This window comes from Streptomyces sp. NPDC058001 (assembly GCF_042886315.1).
Taxonomy (GTDB): Bacteria; Actinomycetota; Actinomycetes; order Streptomycetales; family Streptomycetaceae; genus Streptomyces.
Genome location: NZ_JBHVQT010000026.1, coordinates 39,314 through 62,453 on the forward strand (window position 1 = coordinate 39,314; position 23,140 = coordinate 62,453).

General features: G+C 68.2%; 25 protein-coding genes and 3 pseudogenes. 17 read left to right on the forward strand and 11 right to left on the reverse strand.

Going from position 1 to position 23,140, the window contains the following annotated elements; genetic code table 11:
• Positions 1-7 precede the first annotated feature (7 nt).
• The gene (locus ACFVT5_RS42005; RefSeq protein WP_389899442.1) at positions 8-1,375 is read left to right on the forward strand and encodes a hypothetical protein; all 1,368 of its coding nucleotides are present in this window, start codon (positions 8-10) and stop codon (positions 1,373-1,375) included.
• Positions 1,376-1,568: 193 nt separating this feature from the next.
• Positions 1,569-1,673: pseudogene (locus ACFVT5_RS42010) on the forward strand (ATP-binding protein); the annotation flags it as partial.
• 78 nt (positions 1,674-1,751) lie between these two features.
• On the opposite strand, the gene ACFVT5_RS42015 reads toward ACFVT5_RS42010, so the two are convergent.
• Genes ACFVT5_RS42015 through ACFVT5_RS42030 form a run of 4 tightly spaced genes read right to left on the reverse strand, consistent with a single transcriptional unit; the run spans position 1,752 to position 4,540 of the window.
• A complete protein-coding gene (locus ACFVT5_RS42015; protein ID WP_389899444.1) occupies positions 1,752-2,192 on the reverse strand; it encodes a hypothetical protein in 441 nt (146 codons plus the stop codon).
• Positions 2,170-2,649 carry a DUF6228 family protein gene (locus ACFVT5_RS42020; protein ID WP_389899445.1) on the reverse strand — a complete coding sequence of 160 codons (480 nt, stop codon included), beginning with the start codon at positions 2,647-2,649 and terminating at the stop codon, positions 2,170-2,172. The genes ACFVT5_RS42015 and ACFVT5_RS42020 overlap by 23 nt, the downstream gene beginning before the upstream one ends.
• On the reverse strand, positions 2,646-3,941 hold the full coding sequence (locus ACFVT5_RS42025; protein WP_389899447.1) for an integrase: 1,296 nt from the start codon (positions 3,939-3,941) through the stop codon (positions 2,646-2,648). Before ACFVT5_RS42025 ends, ACFVT5_RS42020 begins: the two co-directional genes overlap by 4 nt.
• Positions 3,938-4,540 (reverse strand): tyrosine-type recombinase/integrase, encoded by a 603-nt coding sequence (locus ACFVT5_RS42030; RefSeq protein WP_389899448.1) that lies wholly within the window; start codon positions 4,538-4,540, stop codon positions 3,938-3,940. Before ACFVT5_RS42030 ends, ACFVT5_RS42025 begins: the two co-directional genes overlap by 4 nt.
• Between ACFVT5_RS42030 and ACFVT5_RS42035 the strand changes: the two are divergent.
• Positions 4,527-4,613 (forward strand): annotated as a pseudogene (locus ACFVT5_RS42035) (AAA family ATPase); the annotation flags it as partial. The gene ACFVT5_RS42030 and the pseudogene ACFVT5_RS42035 overlap by 14 nt on opposite strands.
• 69 nt (positions 4,614-4,682) lie before the next feature.
• On the opposite strand, the gene ACFVT5_RS42040 reads toward ACFVT5_RS42035, so the two are convergent.
• A complete protein-coding gene (locus tag ACFVT5_RS42040; RefSeq protein ID WP_389899475.1) occupies positions 4,683-5,621 on the reverse strand; it encodes a MerR family transcriptional regulator in 939 nt (312 codons plus the stop codon).
• A 252-nt stretch (positions 5,622-5,873) separates the two neighbouring features.
• On the opposite strand from ACFVT5_RS42040, the gene ACFVT5_RS42045 reads away from it, so the two are divergent.
• Positions 5,874-6,335, forward strand: a complete 462-nt coding sequence (locus ACFVT5_RS42045; RefSeq protein WP_389899449.1) for a hypothetical protein — start codon at positions 5,874-5,876, stop codon at positions 6,333-6,335.
• 4 nt (positions 6,336-6,339) lie between these two features.
• Here the strand turns inward: ACFVT5_RS42045 and ACFVT5_RS42050 are convergent, their stop codons facing one another.
• Positions 6,340-6,651, reverse strand: a complete 312-nt coding sequence (locus ACFVT5_RS42050; protein ID WP_389899478.1) for a hypothetical protein — start codon at positions 6,649-6,651, stop codon at positions 6,340-6,342.
• A gap of 68 nt (positions 6,652-6,719) precedes the next feature.
• Between ACFVT5_RS42050 and ACFVT5_RS42055 the strand changes: the two genes are divergently transcribed.
• From ACFVT5_RS42055 to ACFVT5_RS42080, 6 genes are all read left to right on the forward strand, one after another.
• Entirely contained in the window at positions 6,720-7,874 is a 1,155-nt protein-coding gene (locus ACFVT5_RS42055) for a transcriptional regulator (RefSeq protein WP_389899450.1), read from the forward strand.
• Positions 7,875-8,074: 200 nt separating this feature from the next.
• Positions 8,075-8,329, forward strand: coding sequence for a hypothetical protein (locus tag ACFVT5_RS42060; protein ID WP_389899451.1), 255 nt, complete (start codon positions 8,075-8,077; stop codon positions 8,327-8,329).
• A gap of 770 nt (positions 8,330-9,099) precedes the next feature.
• Positions 9,100-11,091, forward strand: a complete 1,992-nt coding sequence (locus ACFVT5_RS42065) for an ATP-binding cassette domain-containing protein (protein WP_389899452.1) — start codon at positions 9,100-9,102, stop codon at positions 11,089-11,091.
• On the forward strand, positions 11,088-12,908 hold the full coding sequence (locus ACFVT5_RS42070) for an NUDIX domain-containing protein (RefSeq protein WP_389899454.1): 1,821 nt from the start codon (positions 11,088-11,090) through the stop codon (positions 12,906-12,908). Before ACFVT5_RS42065 ends, ACFVT5_RS42070 begins: the two co-directional genes overlap by 4 nt.
• Positions 12,909-13,005: 97 nt before the next feature.
• A complete protein-coding gene (locus tag ACFVT5_RS42075) occupies positions 13,006-13,887 on the forward strand; it encodes a methyltransferase (protein WP_389899455.1) in 882 nt (293 codons plus the stop codon).
• Between the two features lie 71 nt (positions 13,888-13,958).
• Complete coding sequence (locus tag ACFVT5_RS42080) at positions 13,959-14,183, forward strand: hypothetical protein (RefSeq protein WP_389899456.1); 225 nt, start codon at positions 13,959-13,961, stop codon at positions 14,181-14,183.
• A 187-nt stretch (positions 14,184-14,370) separates the two neighbouring features.
• On the opposite strand, the gene ACFVT5_RS42085 is transcribed toward ACFVT5_RS42080, so the two are convergent.
• The gene (locus ACFVT5_RS42085; RefSeq protein WP_389899457.1) at positions 14,371-14,649 is read right to left on the reverse strand and encodes a hypothetical protein; all 279 of its coding nucleotides are present in this window, start codon (positions 14,647-14,649) and stop codon (positions 14,371-14,373) included.
• A gap of 78 nt (positions 14,650-14,727) precedes the next feature.
• On the opposite strand from ACFVT5_RS42085, the pseudogene ACFVT5_RS42090 reads away from it, so the two are divergent.
• Positions 14,728-15,026: pseudogene (locus tag ACFVT5_RS42090) on the forward strand (integrase core domain-containing protein); the annotation flags it as partial.
• Positions 15,027-15,284: 258 nt separating this feature from the next.
• On the opposite strand, the gene ACFVT5_RS42095 reads toward ACFVT5_RS42090, so the two are convergent.
• From ACFVT5_RS42095 to ACFVT5_RS42110, 4 genes are all read right to left on the reverse strand, one after another.
• Positions 15,285-16,538, reverse strand: coding sequence for an RNA polymerase sigma factor (locus ACFVT5_RS42095; protein WP_389899458.1), 1,254 nt, complete (start codon positions 16,536-16,538; stop codon positions 15,285-15,287).
• A gap of 2 nt (positions 16,539-16,540) precedes the next feature.
• On the reverse strand, positions 16,541-16,960 hold the full coding sequence (locus ACFVT5_RS42100) for a YciI family protein (RefSeq protein WP_389899477.1): 420 nt from the start codon (positions 16,958-16,960) through the stop codon (positions 16,541-16,543).
• A gap of 16 nt (positions 16,961-16,976) precedes the next feature.
• Positions 16,977-17,339 carry a DUF1801 domain-containing protein gene (locus ACFVT5_RS42105; RefSeq protein WP_389899460.1) on the reverse strand — a complete coding sequence of 121 codons (363 nt, stop codon included), beginning with the start codon at positions 17,337-17,339 and terminating at the stop codon, positions 16,977-16,979.
• Positions 17,340-18,376: 1,037 nt separating this feature from the next.
• A complete protein-coding gene (locus ACFVT5_RS42110; protein ID WP_389899462.1) occupies positions 18,377-18,625 on the reverse strand; it encodes a hypothetical protein in 249 nt (82 codons plus the stop codon).
• Between the two features lie 115 nt (positions 18,626-18,740).
• Here ACFVT5_RS42110 and ACFVT5_RS42115 point away from each other — a divergent pair, with 115 nt between their 5' ends.
• The 6 genes from ACFVT5_RS42115 to ACFVT5_RS42140 all read left to right on the forward strand — a co-directional run bounded on the left by ACFVT5_RS42115 (position 18,741) and on the right by ACFVT5_RS42140 (position 22,971).
• The gene (locus ACFVT5_RS42115; protein WP_389899464.1) at positions 18,741-19,082 is read left to right on the forward strand and encodes an ArsR/SmtB family transcription factor; all 342 of its coding nucleotides are present in this window, start codon (positions 18,741-18,743) and stop codon (positions 19,080-19,082) included.
• A gap of 44 nt (positions 19,083-19,126) precedes the next feature.
• A complete protein-coding gene (locus tag ACFVT5_RS42120; RefSeq protein ID WP_389899465.1) occupies positions 19,127-20,827 on the forward strand; it encodes a SulP family inorganic anion transporter in 1,701 nt (566 codons plus the stop codon).
• Positions 20,824-21,237: a pyridoxamine 5'-phosphate oxidase family protein gene (locus tag ACFVT5_RS42125; RefSeq protein WP_389899467.1), complete on the forward strand. Its 414-nt coding sequence runs from the start codon at positions 20,824-20,826 to the stop codon at positions 21,235-21,237. Before ACFVT5_RS42120 ends, ACFVT5_RS42125 begins: the two co-directional genes overlap by 4 nt.
• Positions 21,234-21,659, forward strand: a complete 426-nt coding sequence (locus ACFVT5_RS42130; protein WP_389899468.1) for an ATP-binding protein — start codon at positions 21,234-21,236, stop codon at positions 21,657-21,659. Before ACFVT5_RS42125 ends, ACFVT5_RS42130 begins: the two co-directional genes overlap by 4 nt.
• Before the next feature lie 45 nt (positions 21,660-21,704).
• Positions 21,705-22,103 carry an STAS domain-containing protein gene (locus tag ACFVT5_RS42135; protein ID WP_389899470.1) on the forward strand — a complete coding sequence of 133 codons (399 nt, stop codon included), beginning with the start codon at positions 21,705-21,707 and terminating at the stop codon, positions 22,101-22,103.
• 637 nt (positions 22,104-22,740) lie between these two features.
• A complete protein-coding gene (locus tag ACFVT5_RS42140) occupies positions 22,741-22,971 on the forward strand; it encodes a hypothetical protein (protein WP_389899471.1) in 231 nt (76 codons plus the stop codon).
• The last annotated feature ends 169 nt before the right edge of the window (positions 22,972-23,140 follow it).

Sequence of the window (23,140 nt, forward strand, 5' to 3'; positions counted from 1 at the left end):
GGTAGCAATGAGACTGTTCTCTGCTGAACGCCCGTTACGTCTCAGATCCGGCGCCGCCGTGGCGGTGGTCGGTCTGCTGACTGCCGGCCTCGCCGCACCCGCGTTCGCTGACGACGACTCGCCGCAGACCGACCAGTTGTGGATCAACAGGCCGTACGAGCAAACGCTGCCGCTCGGCACCGACGGCGGTCAGCCGCAGTCCCGCACCCTCAGTGTCGGCCTCTATCACGACAACGAGAACTTCACGGTGACCGACGGCAGGCTTGCCGTCGACGTCTCCGATCTCGCCGGGGTCGCCGAGGTGACCTGGCCCGACAACTGCACGCCGAGCGGCGCGAGCGCGGTGTGCGACATCTCCGTGGTGCCCGCGATCGGGGGCGACTACGAGCACCAGGTGTTCCTGACGGTGCGCGCGGCCGACGGCGCCGAAGTCGGCGCGCAGGGCAGGATCACCTACGAGGCGACTGCCACCGGCGGGCCCGACGGCACGCTCACCGCGCCGCACGAGAGCTTCGACACCACGCTCACCCTCGGCGTCGGGCCCGACCTCGCCATCGACCCCATCGCCGACATCAAGGACAGTCAGCCCGGCGACGAGCGGACGATCCCGTTCAGGTTCACCAACAACGGCAACATGAGCGCGAACGGTTTCACCGTCAAGCTGTACGCCTCGTACGGCCTGACGGATCTGACCCGGTACGACGCCTGCACCTACAGCACGACGGACGGCAACGACTACGCGCCGTCGAACAAGGCAGTCTGCACGTTCGACCAGGTGCTGGCGCCGGGCGACTCATTCGAGCTGCCCGAGCCGCTGAGGGTGCGACTCGCCCCGCACGCGCTGAACGAGCGGCTGGACATCGACGTCGAGCCGGGCGACGGCGCCCAGGACATCGACTCCCAGAACGACTACGTGGCCCTCCAGATCGGCGCGGAAAACACCGCGGACTTCTCCGTGACCGGTGACGCCATATCCGGCGCGGCAGGCGAGACGGCCACGGCCGAGCTCACGTTCAAGAACAACGGCCCGGCCTGGTTCGGCAACCTCGGCTCCGGCGACCCGGCCGCCCAGGTCCGGCTGATCGTGCCCGAAGGCACCACGGTCACCGGCGTGCCGTCCGGCTGCGTCCCGCGCACCCTCGGCGGCGGCTACTACCCGAAGCAGACGGGCGCCCCGCGCTACGACTGCAACCTGCGGTACTGGGTGCTGCAGGACACCCGGCGCACGTTCGCGTTCTCCGTGCGCATCGACACCGTGGTGCCCGGCGCGACCGGTGCCGTCAGCATCCACCCCACGTTCGGCGAGTTCGGCGAATACCCCTTCGACTTCGACCCGGACCTCACGAACAACACGGCGGTCCTGGCCGTCAACTGACCAGCCGGGGGTTCGGAGCAAGCCGTCCGAGCGGCTGCTCCGAACCCGTGCTTCACAGTGCGGTCTCCCATCGGGCTACAGCGTCGCATCCAGCGCGAGAACCTCGCATCGCATGCGATGCCCGTTCGGGGCGGAGCCGCGAGATCGAAGGTGAGCACAGAGCGGAGCCACCGGCGATGAGGCATCCGACGCCCACCAGCCGCTCGAACGTGTAGAGGCGAACCTGGTCTTCCAGGTGATCTCCAAGCGTTACGAAAAGGGCTCGATCATCCTGACTTCGAACAAGACTTTCAGCAAAGCGCACGTTCCGACGAACCCGTGCGAGATACTGCCGAACTGCGACAGGTTCGACGAGGCATAGCGGGAGCTCTCGTAGTCAGACGTCCTGTGGCCATCCGCCCAGGGCCCGCCTCAGATGCTCGTGAAAATCCAGATCGTCCGTCGCCGCGGCGAGGCAATAGGCAGTCGGCCCGACGCGCCAACCCGAATCGTGATCGAAAGGCGGTCGCTGTCCCGCTGCGTTATGCGCAAGCTTGGCCACCAGTTCCGCCAGTGCAAAGTACAGAGCGTTTTCCGCAGCCAGCGGGTGTTCTCTGCTCAGGCTCCTTCGCCGGATTCGGTCGAAAACTTCGCGGCCCCGCGGCCACTGGTCTTCACGTTCTGCCAGGATCAGAGCCTCGTCGATCTCTGGTGACCGCCCCAACTTCCGGGCCGCAGCAGCAAGAACGCTGCCTGCCCAAACAACGGGGTTTCGCTGTTGCTGGAACAAGTTCCGCCCCCAGATATAGAGACGCTCATTCGCCGGCAGACCAGCCACGATCACTCCAATTCTCGTGGAGGAAGTGGCGGAGATCGGCAGCGAGGTCGGACATCTGTTCGCCGGCCTCCAGCCATGTGGTGACGGAACCCTCCCAGCCGCCGGCGGCAGTCGGCCAGGGCCGAAGAGTCCAGGTCAACCCGACATGCCCGCCCGACCGGAAGACCGCTCTGAGGGTGACGTCGTGATCGTTGTTCTGCCAGACTCGCTCTCCGTCCCACCCTCGAAAGTCCCGGGCCAGCTCCTCCAGAAAGGGCACCAGGTCCCCGTCCCAGATCCATGCGACGACTTCGTCGACACGGGCATTGAGCCCGGGTGCGCATGCCTCTATGGCGTAGCGCACGCAGTCTTCGTCTGGACGGAAACGGTCACAGAACCTCACCCTGACCGCCGGGTTGGTCTGGGAGTGGACGACTACCTCGGTCAACTCGTTGAGGCCAGCGTCGTGAGTGCTCATCCGCTGAACACTAGGCCAGCCGGTCGCCCGCCGTCACCGTGATTCCGGCCGGGCAGGCGGCCGGGATCGACGCGGTTGGCGAGGTAGATCACGGTGGCTTCGGGGTCCATGCCGAAGGCGGCGGCGAGTTTGGGGTCCATGGTGTTGACCAGGTCAAGTAGTCGAGTGCAGCGGATCATGCGGGACGGGAAGCCGCAGGCGTCGAGGACGTGGCTGAGATAGGCGATGGACCCCGGTCGCCGGCCGGACTTCGTCTGGCGGGTGCCCATCACGTGGGGATTGTCAGTCCGCTGAGCATCGCGGTGAGCCAGACAGCGTTCCAGCACTGCCCGTGACGCCGGGTTCAAGGAGACCGGATGCGGGCGGTCGCCGAGCCTGACGGTCCTCGCCTGCGGGGCCAGATCATCGCTCTGCAGCATCTTGACCTCGCGACTTGAGGCACCGTGCAGCAGCGCGAGCATGCCCAGCAGTGCCTCGTGCGGGTGAACGGTCGGTTCGGTGGTCCAGCGGCGGAACAGGACGCGTTGCTGATCCAGTGTCAGCGTCGCCCCGGTGAAGCCGCTCGACCCTCGGCGAGCGAGCGAAGCGGAGGAACTGTCCGAGCACGACCAGCCGACGTTTTCGTGCCTTTGGCGAGCCGGCGAGCCGGCGAGGAAGGCTTCGACGTCGTGGACGTCGGTCAGCGCCCAGTCCTGCTTGCCGCGTTCGCCGGCGAGGTCACGCATGATGGCCAGCGCCGTCTCGACGGTCGCATCGCTGCGAGGTCGTGTTCCGGCACGGCGGGCTCTCTCGCGCGAGCGCATCATGAAGTTGGTGAACGCATCCACCCCTGGCCGCAGGGTCTCGGGGACGGCATCGATGCGGCACTGTCGGCGGCCGGCCGCGAGCCGCTCGGCCTGATCGGTGGCCATGGCCATGCCGTGACTGGTGGAGAAGGTTTCCAGCGCGCGGGCGAGGGAGCCCATCGAGCGTCCTGAACGACGAGAGCGTTCGAGCAGGGCCTGCGGGTGGTTGGACTGCTCGTCCAGGAGAAGTCGTCCCAGGAAGGTGATCATCATGCAGGCGCGGCTGACGCAGTACTTGGCGGCGAGATCGGCGGCGAAGTCCCGCAGCCAGTCCGGGGGTTCGGCGAGTTCGGCGATCAGGTTCTCGGCCCGGACGAAGAACAGCGCGGACACTGACGCGGAGGATATCTGCAGGCCGGCCCGTTCGGCCAGAAGCCGCTGCAACTGGGAGCCGGCCCACACCTGACGTTGGGCGGCGGCCATGCGCAGCCGCCATCGGATCTTCATGCAGTGCCGCCCTCATCGGCGGTGAGTTCGCCCAGCGTGGTGGTCACCGCGCGGCGATAGGCGTCCTTGATGAACGTCGCGGACGGCCGGACGTATCTCATGGTCGAACTGACCGTCCAGTGACCGAGGAGTTGCTGGATCGCCAGGAGGTCCACGCCGCGTTCGTAGTTGTGGGTCGCGCAGGCCCGCCGCAGGGCATGCGGGCTGAACCTGTCAGTGGCCGGGCGTCCTTCGAGTTCCATCAGATAGCGCAGGCGGTTGCGGGATCGTCCCGCGGTGGAGGCTGCCGCCGGACTCGTCCGCGAACAGCACCGGCACGTTGGGGAACTTGCGACGCACGTCGTCGAGGAACCAGTGCAGGACGAGGTCAAGGCCGTCCAGCACGGGCACCCAGCGCGGCCGCAGGCCGGAAGTGCGGGCGCCCTTGCCGAATCGCACGTGGAGTTTTCCGAACGGGCCCCGCGAGAAGCGGACATCGGGACGGTCCAGCAAGGAAGCCTCTTCCGACCGCAGGCCAGCGTGTTGCGAGCGGTGGCGATCCGGACCTTGAGGAAGTCGAAGAAATCCGCCACCCGTTCCGGGGTCGGCGGCGCCATCATCGAGACCGGCACCGACTCCTACCGCCTCGCCACCACCCGCGCCCGCGCCGAAGAGCAGGCAAAGGCCAACTGACAGCCTCTGCCCACTTGCTCTGCGGTCCGCCATCCTTGCGGCAGAAGTGACCCGGGGCTGGGCGGCGTTCTATCGGCTCAGCTGCGAGCGCAGCACGGTGATGAACCAACTGAAGACCGGCGCGAGAGTAGGCGGTACCGGCCATCCGTTGATGGTCGACAGAAGCTGCCAGTAGCGCTCCGCCCTGGGGTCCGCGCCGGTCTCCAATCGGGTGACAAGCCACTGCCGCAGGTCGGCGTCGTCGGTGCGTCCGAAAGTCTCCGCATAGAGACCAGCGAGAGAGTCGACGATGGGCGCCGCCAGGTCGGACGTCGGCTGGATTCCTGCTTCGAGAGCTTCGTCGACCTGCTCACACACCGCTCTGGTCAGATCATGATGCAGGCCGGTCGTGTCGCCCTGCGCCCGCTCCGCTGCCTGGTGTTCGGCCATCCTTCGGACGGCGGCCCGGAAGTCCGTGTCCTGGCAGAGTTCTCCGAGTTCGACCCATGCCTCGACCTGTTCGGGAGCCGGGTCGTCGGGGAGCTGGGGCATGGCCGAACGCATCATGGCCACGAACTCCGGGCTGGCGTCGAGACCGCCGAAGGTGTCATCGATGAAGTCGTTCACCAGCCGCTGCCGTTCGCTGTCAGAGAGCTTGGCGAGTCTGTGCATGAGATCCAATTCCTCGGGTGTAGGGCCACGCTTGGCTACCGCTCTCAGTACGGATCGCCGCAGACCGAGAGTACGAATCTGCACGTCCAGGGCGTCGGCGTGCGCCGAAGCCACCTCGGGGACGGAGACTTCCCGGTCGAGGACCTTCCTGATGGCGGAAAGATCCAGCCCGAGGTCGCGCAGGGTACGCACGAGATCGAGACGTGTGACGGCGCCGATGTCGTAGAGCCGGTAGCCGGCCGGGCTCCGGTCAGTCGGCGGCACGATTCCCGCGTCGGAGTAGAAGCGAATGGTCTTCACCGTCAGCCCGGTCCGCCGGGCAAGATCACCAATCGCGTAGAGCGCGTCGCCGTTCATGTCCTCCACTTTGCTGTCTCCCCCTACTGGAGACTCAAGCGGTCAAGCCCTCCGGCTGATCGAGCCCAGGAGTCCCGACAGGGATCCCACCCAATCTCCCGAAGTGCCGTCATTTTCCCGGGTTCTGGTCAGGTTCCGTGCAGCAGTGACTGAGCGTTGCGAGCCGGGAGGCGGCTGCCTCGTTGGTCAGGGCTGGATCTAATCCGGCCCTACGAGGTTAAGGTGCTGATTCACGAAGCGAGGAGAGCTGGCGTGCACGACAGACCGCGGATGGAGGAGGCCCTCGATCTGCTGCGTGCCGAGCTGGAGGTCGGGCGATCGACGAAGACCGAGTTGACCACTCGGGCTGCATGGCTGGCCTTCATGCGATTCGGGCGGCAGCGCTTTGCCACCGCGCCCACACGCGACTCAGACGGCTTACTCTTCCAGTACGGCACGTACGCCTTCAGCGGGCGACCGATGTTCACTGTGGACCTCACGCGACAGTTCGACATCAGTGACGACGACGGTGAGCACGACCACTACGTACAGGTTCACTGCGAACTCCGCTACGAGTGCGAACCCGCCCTGGACGCCCTGGGAGGCTTCGACTCCTGGTTCTTTCACGACGCCGATGCGGACCTCGACGAGTGGCTCGCCGCCATGGAGGGGCACCTTGAACTGTTGCTTGCCCGTGGGCCCTCCGAGATCAATGTGTACGAGCAGCCGGTGTAGGTCGTCACGCAAGCAGGACTCGCTTGCGCAGGAGGTCGAAGCTGGCGTGGCCGAATATTTGGCGCTTGAGCATCTTGATTCTGTTGACGTGGCCTTCGACGACACCAGAGTTCCAGGGCAGGGTGAGGCCGGCGATGACGGCGTCACGGTCGCGGTCAATGCCGGGTCTGTCGAACGTGGAGCTTGCCCGTGCAGTCACCGCCCGTGCTGTCGCGAGCGGTGAGAGGAACGTCAACCCGGACGAGAGCCGCGTCAGGCGATGGCTGGCCGGCGAAACCCCTCGGGCCCCTGTACCGACCTTGGTCACCGACACCATCGGCGGTCGTCTGGGCCTGCCCCTGACCTGCGCCGACCTCGGGTTCCCCGCCCCGGCGTGGCGCGTCCGTGGACAGCCCCGATCTGCCCTGGCAATCAGGGAGCACCATCGACGCCATCGCGCATCTCACCCGGAGTGAAATCATGTTGCCGCACACCCGACACAGCGCGGAGGCCGCGCACGTTCACCGCTCCGAACAGCTCCTCAACCCGCTCCAGGAGTGGGTCACATCAAAACCCTCGCCGCTGGCCGAGCGCCCGGCCGAGCACGCCCCTTCCGGGCGCGTGGGCAAGAGGCAGGTCGAGGACATCCGGGCCATCACCACGATGTTCCGCGACGCCGACAACCGTCACGGCGGGGCCCTCTCCCGCCGCGCCGTCATCGCTCAGATGTCCGACGCGACCGCCATGCTCGATTCCTGCTCCTACACCGAATCCACCAGCCGTGCCCTCTTCTCCGCCGTCGCCGACCTCGGCAGCGTGGCCGGCTGGATGAGCTTCGACGCGGGCCTGCACAAGAGCGCACAGCGCCTCTTCATCACCGCACTCCACGCAGCGGCCGAAGGCGGCGACCGGGCGGTGGGCGCGCACATCCTCCAGTGCATGGCCCGACAGATGTCCCACCTCGACCACTACGAAGACGCTCTCGATCTGGTCGCCCTCGCCCAGTACTGGGCACGCCGACAGATCTCCCCAGCGACCAGTTCCATGCTCGCCTCCCTCGAAGCACGGTTCCACGCCATCCTCGGAAACCTGGACGACAGCGAACGCGCGGCCGGACAAGCAGAAGAGATCTTTGATCGGATCGACCCCGCCGACGAGCCTGCCCACATGGCCTTCTTCGACGCAGCCGAACTGTCCGCCACCATCGGAGTCGCCCACCAGATCGCCGCGAAGAAGAGCCACGGCTCACACCGCGCCCGCCGGGCCGAAAAGTCGCTGAGTCTCCTGGGCCACGCACTCAGCCTCCGGCCCGAACACCGCGTACGCTCCAAAGCCTTCGACCACCTCGGCTTCGCCCGAACTCACCTGACCGTAGGAGAGATCGACGGAGCCCGAGAAGAGACCGACACGGCGCTTACTCTCTTCGGATCGATCAGCTCCAAACGGGTGGCTGACCGCCTCGCCGAACTGCACGACGAGGCAGAACCATTCATCGGCAACCCGGCCATCGCACACATGCGCAGCAGCATCGGGCACGCAGTGTCCAGTGCAACTGCGTAGCGGACCCGGCACGGTGGTGAGCCCAAACAGGCAACCACTCCTGCCAGCATCCGACGCACCTCCGGCTGGGCACAGCGGCGGAGAACCGGGCGGAATGGCTTTCCCGGCGCCGCGACCCCGGCGGCCGTCTGGCCGACCTGTGCTGGCGCCAGCACCAGGTCTTCGCCGATGCCGGAGGTCTGACCGGACCGATCGCCGTCATGCCGTTGATGCCGCTGGTCAACCTCTCCCGGCTGCTGACCCGTGACGGCCAGGGCGAGGCCGCCCACGATGCGCTGATCCGCCTCAACCACGCCGCCCGGCAGCGGGAGAGGATCGAGATCGACGGCCGCACCGTCGATCTGTCCGCCCTGACCGTCGCCGACGACGATCAACGCCGGGTGCGCCGGGAGCTGTGGGGCACCGTGCTTGTGGACGCACTGCCAACCCCCGCACAGGCCCGTCCCACAGCCTGACCTCGACCGCACCCTGAGCGAGGCCACCACGCTGCTGACCCGCCCGACATCGGAACCGCCGTATTCCAGACCCGGGCCGACCTGACCACCCCGGAACTCAACCCCGTCGTCGACCCGTACGCGGGCACTCCCGCTCGAAGCCGTCGCCGACGTGGCCTCAGCCTGCCCTGCTCGACGCCCACGCCGCACGTGAGGTCCTGCACCACCCGACCACGCGCATCACCCTAAGCTCCGACCGGCACTACGCCCTCAACGCGGCGATCACGGAAGCGGGACTGGGGGGCGGCATCCTGCCCGCCGGCCACCGGCGGTCGCTGTCCGACTCCGTCACCCTCGCCGAGACCGAACTGCGCCATCTGCTGCGGGACGACAAGGCAGCGCCCGCCAATCCCCCGCGAGAGGTACCGCAACCCACATGAGTGATCGAACGCAGCATCACCCCAAGCCGCACCCGGCCGCACAAGGACAGCGCCCGCTATTCGAAACCGAGTTCTAGATTTCGCCCCCGCGCACCCGTGACGGCGACAGGAGAACCTCCGTTACCCGATCACCTGTCCGTATCCCACACCGAGGAGCCTCCATGCATCCCGCACGCCGCCCCGCACTCGTTCATCCTGCGTTCGAAAACACCGCCGGCTCCTCGGACACCACCGCCCGCCACACCGCCCTCCTGACCGACGGGACACGACCGGATACGAGGTGCCCGGCATGACGGACTCCACCCGCCCCTCGTACCAGGAGCTGAACTCGCCCATCGCGGGAGGCTGCCGGTGAAGAGGTTCTTCGGACCGGTACGGATGGCCGAACCCAAGGTCTCCGACGCCGAGGAGGAGCTGTTCGGCGGGCCGCTGCGCTACGACATGGGCTGGTCCCGTCACGAACACGCGGGCCTGGACCTGACCATGATGTCCGCGCTGCGTTCCATGCCCGCGCTCGTCGGCACCACGCTGCGTCTGGCGTGGAGCGCCGATCGGCGGGCGCTGCTCACCGTGGCGATCAGCGAGATCGGCCAGGGCATCGCCGCGGCCGTGGGGCTGCTGGCCATCAACGCCGTCATGCACGCCCTGCTCGCCGGAAGTGGCGATGCCGCCCAGCGGATCCATGCTCTGCTGCCCGGGTTGCTGGCCGCCGCGGCCGTCGGTGTCGTCAACTCCGCCCTGTCCGCGTGGTCCACGTACCGGGCCGGGCGCCTGGAGCCGATGGTCGAGCGGATCGCCACCACGCAGTACCTGGCCGCTGCCGCGGGCGTCGAGCTGGAAGCCATCGACGACCCCGACTTCCGCCGGCTCGTGGACATCGCCCAGCACGGCCCCGCCTCCGCCCGGCGCATGATCGGCGCCTGCGTCGCCGCATTGAACGGCTTCATCTCCCTGATCACCACCGCCGGCGTGCTCGCCGTGCTCCACCCCGTCCTGCTGCCCATGCTCGTCCTCATCGCCGCGCCTCGCGGCTGGGGCGCCATGCGCGTAGCCCAGGAACGGTACGTGTCGGTGATGAGCTGGATCGAGCACGCGCGGGCCAGCAGCCTCATCGGCAACCTGCTCACCGAGCGCACCGCCGCCCAAGAGGTCCGCCTCCACGCCGTCGGCACCTTCCTCCTCAGCCGCTACCAACGGATGGCCGAGAGCGCCGAAGCCGAACAGGAACGCCTCGCCTCCAGCAAGGCACTGACCGAATGGGTCGCCTCCGCACTGTCCGGCCTGGCCATGGCAGCGACGTACGGGGCGATGTTCGGGCTGATCACAGGCGGACACATGAGTCTCGCCATCGCCGGCACCGCCGTGATCGCGGTACGGACCGGGTCGGCCAGCCTGGGCATGCTGGTGATGAACGTCAACCAGCTGCACGAGGAGTCCCTCTACGTCCGCGACCACGGCCGGTTCCTCACCCAGGCAGCACAGCGCACCATCCCCCAGGGCGGCGACCCGGTACCCGCACAGATCAAGGAAATCGCCCTCGACCACGTCACCTACCAGTACCCCGACCGTGACGCCCCTGCCCTGGACCAGGTGTCACTGACGCTGCCGATGGGATCGGTCACCGCCGTGGTCGGTGAGAACGGCTCCGGCAAGAGCACCCTCATGAAACTCCTGTCGGGCCTGCTGCTCCCCCAGGCCGGCACCCTGCGCTGGGGCAACGCGGACATCACCGGCCTCAACCGCTCACAGGTCTTCGAACGGGTCTCCCTGCTCACCCAGGACTTCCAGCGCTGGCCAGTCACCGCCGCGATGAACATCCGCCTCGGCCGCCCCGCCCACGCCGCCACATCCCAGAACCTCAAACCCTCCGTCGACTACGCCGCTGCAGGGCCGGTCGTGGCCAAACTCCCCAACGGCCTGCACAGCCTGCTCGCCCGCGTGTTCCGCGGAGCCATCGAACTCTCCGGAGGGGAATGGCAGAAGATCGGTCTCGCGCGCACCCACTGGCGCAGCTCGACATCGCGGACGGACAGCGTCCTGATCGTCGACGAGCCCACCTCCGCTCTCGATCCCGAAGCCGAGATCGAGGCATTCGACCGCATCCGCCGGCTCGCCGCTCCGAACCGGGCCGTCGTCCTGGTCACCCACCGCATGTCCGGCATCCGCCACGCCGACCGCATCTACGTCCTCAACGACGGGCACCTCGCCGAACACGGCACACACGACGAACTCATCGCCGCACAGGGGCGGTACGCCGCCATGTTCGCCGCGCAGGCCGCCCAGTACGCCCCCAACCCCGGCATCCCCCATCCCGCCACCGGCACCGTCACGGATCCCGCATGACCCGACCGACCGAAAGACCCGACGTGACGGCACATCCCGCCACCGGCACCGATGAGACGAACACTCTGCGCCACCATCTGGCCGACCAGCTCACCGCGGCCGGCCACATCCGCACCCCCGCGATCGAGCACGCCTTCCGCACCGTGCCCCGGCATGCGTTCGCCCCCGAAGCACCAGTCCAGAAGGCGTACGCGAACGACATCGTCGCCACCCGCCACACCGGCGACCGCCGCATCACCAGCTCCATCTCCGCCCCCTGGCTGCAGGCCGACATGCTCGAAGCAGCCCGTATCCAACCCGGCCACCGCGTCCTGGAGATCGGCTCCGGCGGCTACAACGCCGCCCTCATCGCCGAACTCGTCGGTCCGACCGGCAGCGTCACCACCCTCGACATCGCCCCGGCCGTCACCGACCGCACCACCCGCCACCTGGCCCAGACCGGATACGACCGCGTGCGCGTGGTCACCGCCGACGCCGAACGCCTGCCCGCTGACGCCGTACCGGACGGAGGCTTCGACGCCATCCTGGTCACCGTCGACACCTGGGATCTGCCCTGGATCGGCGCTCTCGCCGACGGCGGACGCCTCGTCGCACCGCTGCGCCTGCACCAATACACCTGGGCCATCGGCTTTACCAAGCGCGACGGCGCCCTCCACAGCAACGAGCGGCTCATCGTCTGCGGCTTCGTCGCCATGCAGGGCGCCGGCGCCTGGACCTCCGCCCGCCGGACTGTTGCGGGCACCGGCGTCCACCTCACCTGGGAGGACGGCACCCCACGAGCCGTCGACCAGCTCGCACCCGCCCTCTGCCCGCAGATCACCATCCACCCACAGGCCGACGGTGGTCCCACGCCCGCGACCCACGATCCGCACCTCTTCATCAAGAAGCACACCCGCGTCGCGACCGACTGGCCGGTCATTCCCGGCACGGCGGCCCTGCTCACCGACGACGAAGGCCGCTACCTGCTCCACCTCCGCTCGGCCAACAAACCGATCTGGCGCCCAGGCCAGTGGGCCCTGCTCGGCGGCAACACCGAGAAAGGCGAGACCTGCGACAAGGCCATCATCCGCGAACTCGACGAGGAGATCGGACTCGCCATCCCGGACCTGACGGCCTTCGCCACGCTGGACACGCTGCACGCGGACGGGTCCTTCAAGGACCGCGTACGCGTCTACCACGGCACGCTCAACACCCCCGCCCACGAGATCGAACTCCGCGAGGGCATCCAGCTGCGCTGGACCCGCATTGAGGAAACAGCAGAAATGACCATGGACCCCGGCGCCGCCGCGATCCTCCAAGCACATCAGGACGCCCCGCATCCTGACCGCGGCAGTGCCGACAGCCTCGCCACCGTGCAGGTCCGCGAACCGGGCGATCACCGCAGCCGCAGTATCATCGGCGCCCACCTCGTCCTCATCCAGAACGGGGCCGTCCTCCTGGGCAAACGCCACCCGAGCAGCACCTTCGCCCCGTCGACCTGGCACCTGCCCGCCGGCCACCGCGAAGACATGGAATCCGCCGTCACCTGCATGGTCCGCGAAGCAGAGGAAGAGACCGGACTCCGCATCCCCAAGAGCGACTTGACGCTCGTCCACGTCCTCGACCTGCTCGACCCTGGGAGCACGATCCCGCGCATCCAGTTCTTCTTCGCTCCCTCCCACTGGGAAGGAGAGCCCCTCGTATGCGAACCAGAGTGCTGCACCGAATGGCGTTGGTGGCCACTGGACGCCTTGCCCGAACCCACCGTGGTCTACACGCGCGTCGCATTGGAAGCCATCTCCCGCGGCACGCTCTACACCCCCATGGGCTGGCCCTGACGGGGCCACACACCACCAACCAGCCCAGGCGGCTACCAGCGGCCTACCCCTGCGCTCCCGTCCCCCCGTACAGCTACCGAGAAGGGCGTCTCCACACATGTTCACCACGCAGGACGCATGGGACCGCGGCTACGCCGAAGGGCGCCGTTACCGGCCGCTCACCGACCCCGAACGCTCGCTGCTCGCCGACGTGCTGCCCGCCGCCGAGGGACGGGCGCTTGACGTAGGGTGCGGGACCGGCGAACTCGCCGCGCACCTGGCCTCGGCCGGATGCACCGTGGACGCCGCCGACTGGTCCGAGACCGCCCTCACCGAAGCCCGCACCCGCCACGGCGACACCGCCCGCTGGCTTCGACTCGACATCGAGGAAGACGACGCGGCATCGCTGAACGGCGACGGCTATGACCTCATCACCCTGCGGTTCGTCGCCCCGTTCCTCAGCTCCCGCGACCGCACCCTGGATGCCCTGGGCCGCCGACTGCGGGCGGGCGGCGCCCTCGTGCTCATCACACCGCTCGCCGCCAACACACCACCCGAACGGCGCGGGACCGCCCTGGAAGGGGCCGAACTCGACCACCTGCAGAACCGATGGACCGCTGCCGAGCGACACGATGTCGACGGGTTGGTCTTCCTCGTCCTTCATGGGCCACGCCAGAACGAGGCCGCACCACACGTCGCAGCGCAGCGCACACCGTCGAAAGCCCACAACGGGGAACCCGACTCCCGGCGCCAGCACCACTTCCACCCCGTCCGTCGCCTACCACCCGACCAACCGGGGCGGGTCTCCAGCCGCCCCCGCAGCGCAAGGCCACCGCTGCCGCACGCGGCCGTGGGGGTCGGCGCGATCCTCCACTGCGAGCAGGGACTGCTTCTGGGCCGCCATCGTCGCGGCACCCTCGAACTGCCCGGCGGAACCGTCGAGGCCGGGGAGTCCTTCGAAGCCGCAGTAGTCCGCGAACTCGGCGAGGAGACCGGCTGATCACCCGCCCCACTGACGTCAGGCTCCTGGGAACCCTCGTCGACCACGTCGAGGGCATCCTGCGAGTCACAGTGGGCGCGCTCGTTCACGCCTGGCAGGGACGGCCGACCACGCAACCGCACGAAAGCATCGCTGACTGGTCCTGGTATCCCCTCGACCAACTTCCCGACGACCTGTTCGAGTGCAGTGCGCAGATCCTGACCGCCTGGCAGCCCGCCCTACCCATCGACCACACCCCCGCACACTTCACCCCCTATGCCAACGGCTGCCAAGACCACCACGGCCACCAGGAGTGAACCCACCGACCAGCCAGCTCCCACGGCCGCGGGAACCCACCGTCGTGAAAACGATCGCCGTGTATCCGGATCCACGGCCACTCGGCCGCACAGTCCTGCCCTGGGGCGTGCTCGAACCGAAGCGGGGAAACCGCACGTCCACGCTCGCCCTGCTGGTCCTGGTCCAGTGCGAGGGTTCCGGTTCCCTTCAGAAGTTGCCCATGTGCCGCGCAGTGCGATGCCCCAACTGCTCTCTGAACGTCGAACAGAACCCGTCGGAGAGCGGCGGCCAGCCCCAGAAGTCGAAGGCGAGGGCACCCACCGCGAAACCGGACTCCCACTGCCACTCGGTGACCGGGACCGAGGCACCGCAGGTGGAGCAGGGGGCACTCCCCTCGCCCGTTTCCTTCCAGGCGGCGATGCCGTCCTTGAACGGCGGCCAGACCTCCTCGTCCGCCTCGAACTCCTCGGGATAGTTGATGATCACAGTCCTGGAATCGCACCGCGGGCAGACGGCGTACTCCGCTGCCGGTAGCTGGCGTTGCGACGACCGATTGAGTCCAAGCAGTACACGTCGGCCGCGTTCGCGCAGGTCTGCGACGGTTTCGGGATCCGCAGGAGCATGGGTCGGGTCGGGTCGGGTCGAGCTATGACAACGCCCTCGCCGAGTCGTTCTGGCAGGGACTCAATAGGGAGACGATGCGCCGGAGGCTGTTCTCGACGATGCGTCAGGCGAGGCTGGAGATCTTCCAGTGGCTGACCTACTACAACTCCCGACGGCGCCACAGTGCCCTCGACTACCTCTCGCCAGTCGAGTTCGAACAACGGCACCAGCGAGAACGTAAACCCACACTCGCAGCATGAACCCCCGTGTCCACACCCCGGGGGACGCCCCAGTCCTCACCCCTCCCCCGACCACGGCACGCCGAGGCTGCAAAGGGCTCATCGGCTGTGTCGGTGTCGGTGTCGGCGGATGCCGTTCCGCGATGACTCCGGGGGGCCGATGCGCCAGATCCCGGCCGGTGACGTGAACTGCCGTGATGTCGGAACGGTGCGCGCCTGGCTGACGCCGGACTGGTCCGGGAAGCGGTGGATCCCCCCTCTTCGGGGGGCGCGAGGTTCTCAGCAGCGCCCTCCGGTGAGCGCCTGCGCCATCCGTTCCAGGAGAAGACGGCGCTCGTGCGGGGTGGGCGCGAGTTCCGCGGCCCGCTCCAGTTCGGCGGCCGCTTCCGCGTTCCGTCCCAGGCGCAGCAGGATGTCACCCCGCACCGCGCCGAGCAGGTGGTAGCGGGCCAGCCTCCGATCGTCCCGCAGGGCGTCCGTCGCCGAAAGCGCGGCCTCCGGCCCGTCACCGTAGAGCAGTGCCACCGCCCGGTTCAGCTCGACGACGGGCGACGGCGTCAGCTGGGCGAGGGCGTCGTAGAGCGCGACGATGCCGGCCCAGTCCGTGTCGGCGAACGCGGCCGCCCGGGCGTGATAGGCGGCGATCGCGGCCTGGAGCGTGTACGGCCCGAGCAGACGGCCAAGCCCCGTGGCCCGCTCCAGCATGGCCAGACCGTGAGTGATGAGCGTACGGTCCCAGCGCGAACGGTCCTGATGTTCGAGCAGCACCGGCGCCCCGTCGGCACCGGATCGGGTGGGGAACCGCGATGCCTGCAGCTCCATGAGCGCCACCAGACCGAAGACCTCGGGTTCGCGCGGCAGCAGCCCGGCCAGAATCCGCCCCAGACGCATCGCCTCCCGCGCCAAGTCCCGTCGTACCCAGATGTCCCCCGTCGTGGCCGAGTAGCCCTCGTTGAACACCAGATACACGACGCCCAGGACCGCGCCGAGCCGCGCCGGCAACTCGTCCGCCGACGGAGACTCAAAGGGAACGCGCGCTTCCGACAGCGTCCGCTTCGCCCGGGACACGCGCTGGCCGAGCGTGGCATCCGGAACGAAGAAAGCACGGGCGATCTCGGCGGTCGTGAGACCGCCCACCAGACGCAGCGTGAGCGCGACCCGGGACTCCGGCGGGAGCACCGGGTGACAGGCAGTGAAGATCAGGGTCAGCAAGTCGTCGGGAACGGCATCGAGCGCCTGATCCGCGGCGTCCGGAGCCCGGTCGTCCGAACTGGCCGCGATCAGCGCCGCCTTACGGCGGCCGGTCTCCTCCCGTCGCGCCCGGTCGGTCGCCTTGTGCCGGGCGGTGGACATGAGCCACGCGCCCGGCTGCGGCGGAACGCCGTCCAGCGGCCACCGTTCGAGCGCGGCCACGAACGCCTCGGACACGAGATCCTCCGCAACGGCGACATCCCCGATCCGCCGGGCGAGCGCGGCGATGAGTCGTGGCGACTCGATCCGCCACAGCGCCTCGATCGACTGGCGGATGTCCATGATCAGCCCTCGCCGGCCCGCGCCTGGAGCTCCTGACTCTTCGCGAGCGTCTGCGAGTCGACGGTCTCAGCGAAGTCTTCCATGTCGAAGAACGGCCGGATCTCCAGCGTCTGCGTCGCACCGTAGCGGGGGTCGAAAGGGCACCGCTTGGCCCACTCCACAGCCTCCGCGAGGGAACTGACCTCCCAGATCCAGTACCCGGCGATGATCTCCTTCGACTCCGTGAACGGACCGTCGACAACCGACGTCTCACTCACCGCGAACACCACCTGCGCCCCGGCACCGCTGGGCTTCAGCCCTTCCCCACCGAGCAGAACACCGGCATTGACCAGCAGCTCGTTGTACGCCTGCATCTTCTCGAACATCTCCTGCGACGGCTGACCCTTGCCCTCGTCACCGCCGGACCCTTTCGTCATCACCATGACGCGCACGCCGCGGTCACTCCCCCGCCGGCCGGTTCACGCCGCTGACACGGCGCAGGACGTCCGCGAGAAACTCGCAGTCGGCCTGACCGCCCTCACGGATATCGGCGGCCTTCCGGTCACCGTTGCCCAGCGACCGCAACTGCCCCGGCACCGCCTCGACACCGGCCGCATCGAACACCATGAACGAGACCTTCGCCTTCGCGACATGGATCACGGCCATATGACGGCCGTCACGAAGGAAATGGGGCTTACCGTACTGGATCGCCTCCTCGACACCGGGAACGGTGCGGTGCACCATCTCCCGCAGACTCGTGCACACCTCCGCCTGCCACGGCTCGGCCTTCTCGATGTAAGCCGTCACGTCGTCATTCATCATCCTGCTCCTCCTCAAGTCCCGATCTCTCCCGGCCCTCTCACAGCCGGCCCTGTCACTCAAGCCCGGTCATCCCACGACCGGACGACACAAAGCCCCACGACACCGGAGCCGACAACAACCAAACCCGTCAGCCCGTCACTCCGACCCGCCCGGAACCCCCCCTTCCCAAAGACCCCCCCTCACCCAGACCACCCGGCAGAACCCGACACGCCGCGCACGGACCAGACCCGCCGAGCAGACCCGCTGCGGCCAGACCGGACCACCGGTGAGCAGCCGCGCAACGGCTGGACCATCGGCGAGCCGGCCACCCGCCCCACACGGGGACACCGGCACCGCGCCGCTCTCTCAACTCCCCGACCCTACCGACCGGTTCGTCGCCACAGCCCACGATCGCCCGCCACACAGTGATACCGCCACACTCCGAAACGACGACCCTGCACATCCCAACCCACCTCCCTCCGAACGCGTCATCAGGACCCGCGGCCCTGACACCCACACTTCGAACGGGCGACAGGGATTTCGACAACAGAACCAAAAAAAGACGCGACACCGACCAAGACCCCACCCCCGGCCGGGAAAGACACACGCCGCACACCGGCCGCCACGCCGGCGACGGGAAGCCAACCAGTGCACAGCCGAATCGGCGGCAGAGACCGACAAGGCCACCCGACACCTGATAGTCCGTCCGCAACACCACCAGCCCGACGAACAGGCAACCGGCGAACGCAAGCGGATCCCCTCGAAGATCTTGCCGCCATGCCGCAACACGCCGAAGGTGCCCGAAGTGCTGCCGCTGCCCCATCTGCAAAGGGACTTCAGAGACGGTTCCGGCAGCCTGGATCCGCCCACCGTGGCGGAAGTCCGCCGCCCCCTGGCAGATCGCCCCACCTCAAGGCCAGGCCAACCGCTTCGCCTTCACGTCGTGAGCTGGTCACGATGGCGGCGCAGACGTCAGGCTGTCGCCCGCTCTTGCTACTACCGGCGACGCGCCCACTCGCTGGAGGGTGCGGTCCCCCAAGACCTCTCCTGACCCACCATCAGCTCGGGGACCGTGTGGGCACGGCGTCCGGGATCAGAGGACGTATCCAGGCGTCGAAGCGATCCTGAAACTCAGCCTCCGCCACTTCGATGATGTCATCCGGATCGCCCGCGGGGACGAGCCCACCTGCGGATCCAGTAGGTACCGGCGACCACTCGTGGGCGCATTCCAAGCAGATCAAAAGGGCGCCCATCTCGTAGGTGTAGGCGCTGGAGCAGTGGGGGCACGGCGGCAGGTTCTCGGGCACTGGGAGAGTGTCACCTCGCGATACATGAATTGCAAAATTATGCAATTCAATAGATGCTGTGGTGTGCTGTGCTCCTGAGCGGCCGGGGCTCAGGGCTGCGTGGAGGAGTGGGTTCGTGTCGGTTCCGCTGTATCAGGCCAAGGCCGAGTTCTTCCGGATGCTCGGCCATCCGGTCCGTATCCGGGTGCTGGAGCTGTTGCAGGACGGACCGATGCCCGTGCGCGATCTGCTCGCTGCGATAGAGATCGAACCTTCGGCGCTGTCGCAGCAGCTGGCTGTGCTGCGCCGCTCCGGGATCGTCACTTCCGCCCGCGAGGGCTCGTCTGTGGTGTACGAGTTGGCCGGCGGGGATGTCGCGGAGCTGCTGCGGGCCGCGCGGCGGATCCTCACGGAGATGCTGGCCGGGCAGAACGAGCTTCTGGCGGAGTTGCGGGAAACCGAGGCCGCCGCGAAGTGAAGACCTCACTGACTCGGCTGCTGCAAGTCCGGGTGCGGAACCCGATGCGCGCTCTGATGCCTGCGGGCGCCGACCTCGCCGAGATGGGGCGCAGCCCGCGGCGTGACCTGCTGGCCGGGCTGACGGTGGCAATCGTGGCGCTCCCGCTCGCCCTCGGGTTCGGCGTCTCCTCCGGTCTCGGAGCCGAAGCGGGCCTGGCCACCGCCGTCGTCGCGGGCGCGCTCGCGGCCGTCTTCGGCGGCTCGAACCTCCAGGTGTCCGGCCCCACCGGGGCGATGACCGTCGTCCTGGTCCCGATCGTCGCCCAGTACGGTGCGACCGGTGTCCTCACCGTCGGGCTGATCGCCGGCCTCATGCTCATCGCCCTCGCCGTGCTGAAGGCGGGCAAGTACATGCAGTACATGCCCGCCCCTGTGGTGGAAGGCTTCACCCTGGGCATCGCCTGCGTCATCGGTCTCCAACAGGTGCCGAACGCCCTGGGGGTCGCCAAGCCCGAGGGCGACAAGGTGCTCGTGGCCACCTGGCGGGCTGTAGAGGAGTTCGCGCACACCCCGAACTGGACCGCCATCGCGATCGCGCTGGGCGTGACCCTGGTCATGCTGATCGGCGCCCGGTGGCGGCCCACCATCCCGTTCTCCATCCTCGCGGTGACGGGTGCGACGATCGTCGCGCATTTCCTTCACCTCGACGCAGCCCAGCCGATCGGTGACCTGCCGGGCGGACTCCCGGCCCCCTCGCTCAGCTTCCTGGACCTGTCCGCCGCGGGATCACTGCTCGCCCCGGCCGTCGCGGTGGCGGCCCTCGCCGCTCTGGAGTCACTGCTGTCCGCCCAGGTCGCCGACGGCATGACGGTGGGGCAGAAGCACAATCCGGACAAGGAACTCTTCGGGCAGGGCCTGGCCAACATCGCCGCACCGCTGTTCGGCGGCGTCCCGGCGACCGGCGCCATAGCGCGCACCGCCGTGAACGTCCGGACCGGCGCCTCCTCGCGGCTGGCCGCCCTCATGCATGCCGCCGTGCTCGCCGTGATCGTCTTCGCGGCGGCACCGCTGGTCTCCAGGATCCCGCTCGCGGCACTGGCCGGGGTGCTGATCGCGACCGCGGTGCGCATGGTCGAGGTCGGCTCGCTGCGCGCCATGGTGAAGGCCACCCGCTCGGACGCGCTGATCCTCGTTCTCACCGCCGTCGCCACGCTCGCCCTCGACCTCGTGTACGCGGTGATCATCGGCCTGGTGGTGGCCGGGGCGCTCGCGCTGCGCGCGGTGGCCAAGCAGGCCCGCATGGACCAGGTCGACTTCATCCCGGACCTGCCCGGTGAGCACAGCGCGGAGGAACACGCGCTGCTGGCCGAGCACATCGTCGCCTACCGGCTCGACGGTCCGCTGTTCTTCGCCGGCGCTCACCGCTTCCTCCTCGAACTGAGCGACGTCGCGGACGTGAGGGTGGTGATCCTTCGGATGTCGCGCGTCACGACGATGGACGCCACCGGCGCCCTGGTCCTCAAGGACGCGGTGGAGAAGCTGAACCGGCGCGGCATCGCGGTGATGACGTCCGGGATCCGCCCCGGCCAGCGCCAAGCCCTCGACTCCGTCGGCGCATTAAAGCTGCTGCGCCGGGAGGGCCGCGAGTACGCCACCACGCCGGAGGCGATCGCCGGAGCCCATACCTACCTGGAGGGCGCCGGGATGCTGTCCGCCGTCCAGGACCAACACGGCAGTGGTCCGGTTCAGGAGACCGTCCGATGAACCGTCCTGCCCCCCGCCGCATGCTGGAGGTCTCCGGCACAGAGGCCCTATGGCTGCTCGAAGGCTCAGCCCAGGGACGCCTGGTGTATGTCCAGCGGGAGAACGCGGTCCTGCGCCCGGCCGTTCATGTCCTGCACTACGGCCGTCTGATAGTTCGCTCCCCGGCGCAGGCCGCCGCCCTCTCAGGGCGCACCACGCTCACCTACCAGGCCGACGAGATCAAGGTGGCGGACGGCACCGGCTGGACGGTCACCGCGACCGGCCCGGCCGAAGTGAGCACGGACCCGGACGAGGCGGCGCACTACCGGCGCACGCTGTTCGGCTGGGCCCACTGGCCGCACGACACAGGCGTACGTATCCAACCCCAGAACGTGGCCGGGTTCCGCCTCGCCCACCCGGAGGCGTCGTGACCGCCCAGCTCGAAGCACTCCCGTACCGGCACGTCCTGACCTTGCCGGCCATGGGAGCTGCCGTCCGGATGGCCCGTGAAACAGCCGAACTGGTCCTGATGGAGTGGGGAGTCAGCGCCCGTCATGCCACGGTCGACCCGGCGCTGCTGATCCTGAGCGAACTGGTCACCAACAGCGTCCGGCACGCGGCAGTCCTCTCCCCGAACGTCACGGTGGTCTTCGCGGGCGATGAGGACACGTTCGCGTTCGGCGTCCACGACCGCCACCCCTACCAACCCCCGCTGTATACGCCGGTCACTGAGACAGGCAATACGGGCCTGGCGACCGTCGTCGAACTCGCCCTGAGCCTCGACGGCACCGCCGTGGTCCGCGGCGACGCCGATGGCAAGGGCAAGAGCATCTGGATCACCCTCCCCCTGTGAACACCCGCACGTCCCGCAAGTCCCGGCACGAATGAGGCAGCGAGCATGACCATCCAGTGGCGCTACACCACCCACGACAACCTCGGCGTCCTGTCGGTGGTCGGCTACCTCGGCCAGGACGCGGTCGACCGATTCACCGGCGCCGTCGGCTGGGTGATGGCGCGCGGCGACGGACCCGTCGTACTCGACCTGACCGACCTGCGCGGATGGTCCACCGGCGGCCAGCTCGCCATCGCCCAGGCCGCCCGCCAACTCGCCGAACAGGGCCGCTCCCTGGAACTCGCCGCGATCCCCTCCGACGGCTCCCTCGTGCCCGACAGCACCTGCCCGGCCATCCCCGTCCATCACGACCTGACCGCCGCGCTCACCGCACACCACGTCTCCGAAGAACAACGGCAATGGCGCACCACCGACTGGCCCGAAGACGGCCAGCAGCTCGGCTGAATACCCGATCGCCGCTGCCCCGCTCTACGACTGAGATCTAATCCATGATCGAGAACGCTTGTTAACGCTAAATGGTGCTGTCCTTGCAGGTCAGTGCCACCCAGCATGATCTTTAATCCTAGCCGTGACGGCCGGAGCCCGACCGTCCGTTCACGCATCGCGCACGCGTAGACGCCCTTCCGAACAGACTGAGTGACGACCTATTTCCGGTCGTACCGGTCTGTACCGAAGGCATACTGCTCGACGCGGGATCCGGGAACCGGGCCCACCTGTGGCTCCTGGATCTCACGGTGATGACACTCCCTGAAAGCGGCCACCGCCTGCTCGGAGGTGACCCACACCTGCTCGATGGATCTCCCGACCCACGGACCGCCGACCCGGGCCCACCCCTCAGACAGACTTTTGGCCAATATGCAGAGGCAACTACGTCGGTCACCAAAACCATCTTCGACAGCCGCACCTTTGTGCGGCATTGCCAACTGCATGTCAGACGCCTTTGCCCAGTCAGCACACGGCCACGCCGCCGGGCCCGCGCGAAGAGACCCAACAACCGGAATATTACGTTCCGAATGTGAGTGAATGCGGAACGTTCCGACTCGTTCAACTCTCCTCGTGGGCCCAACGAAAGGGCACAGCCATGTCTTCGGCCATGCGCAAGACGACGCAGACTCCAGTGGTACAGCGGCTGGCTGCCACGGCCGCCGCACTGGGCAGCTGCCTGGCCCTCGCCGGCCCGGCGGGAATGGCCGACGCGGCGCCCGCCGACCCCGTACCGACCGTCTTCTTCGGCGACTCCTGCACCGCCAACTACGGCATCGCTCCCTGGAACCAGGGCGGCGACAGAACCTTCTGCTTCCAGGCGTGTTGATTGCCACTGAAGGTGAGCATCCCTGTGCCACTCGGGATGAGCATGCGGCGTGACGAAGAAGCCCCGCTGGTGGGGGGCGGATTCCAGGGGTCGTCGCAACACGTGATCACTGACGTGTGGTGGCGAGCAGTTTATGCAGGCGCTCGGCTGGGGTTTCCCAGCCGAGCGT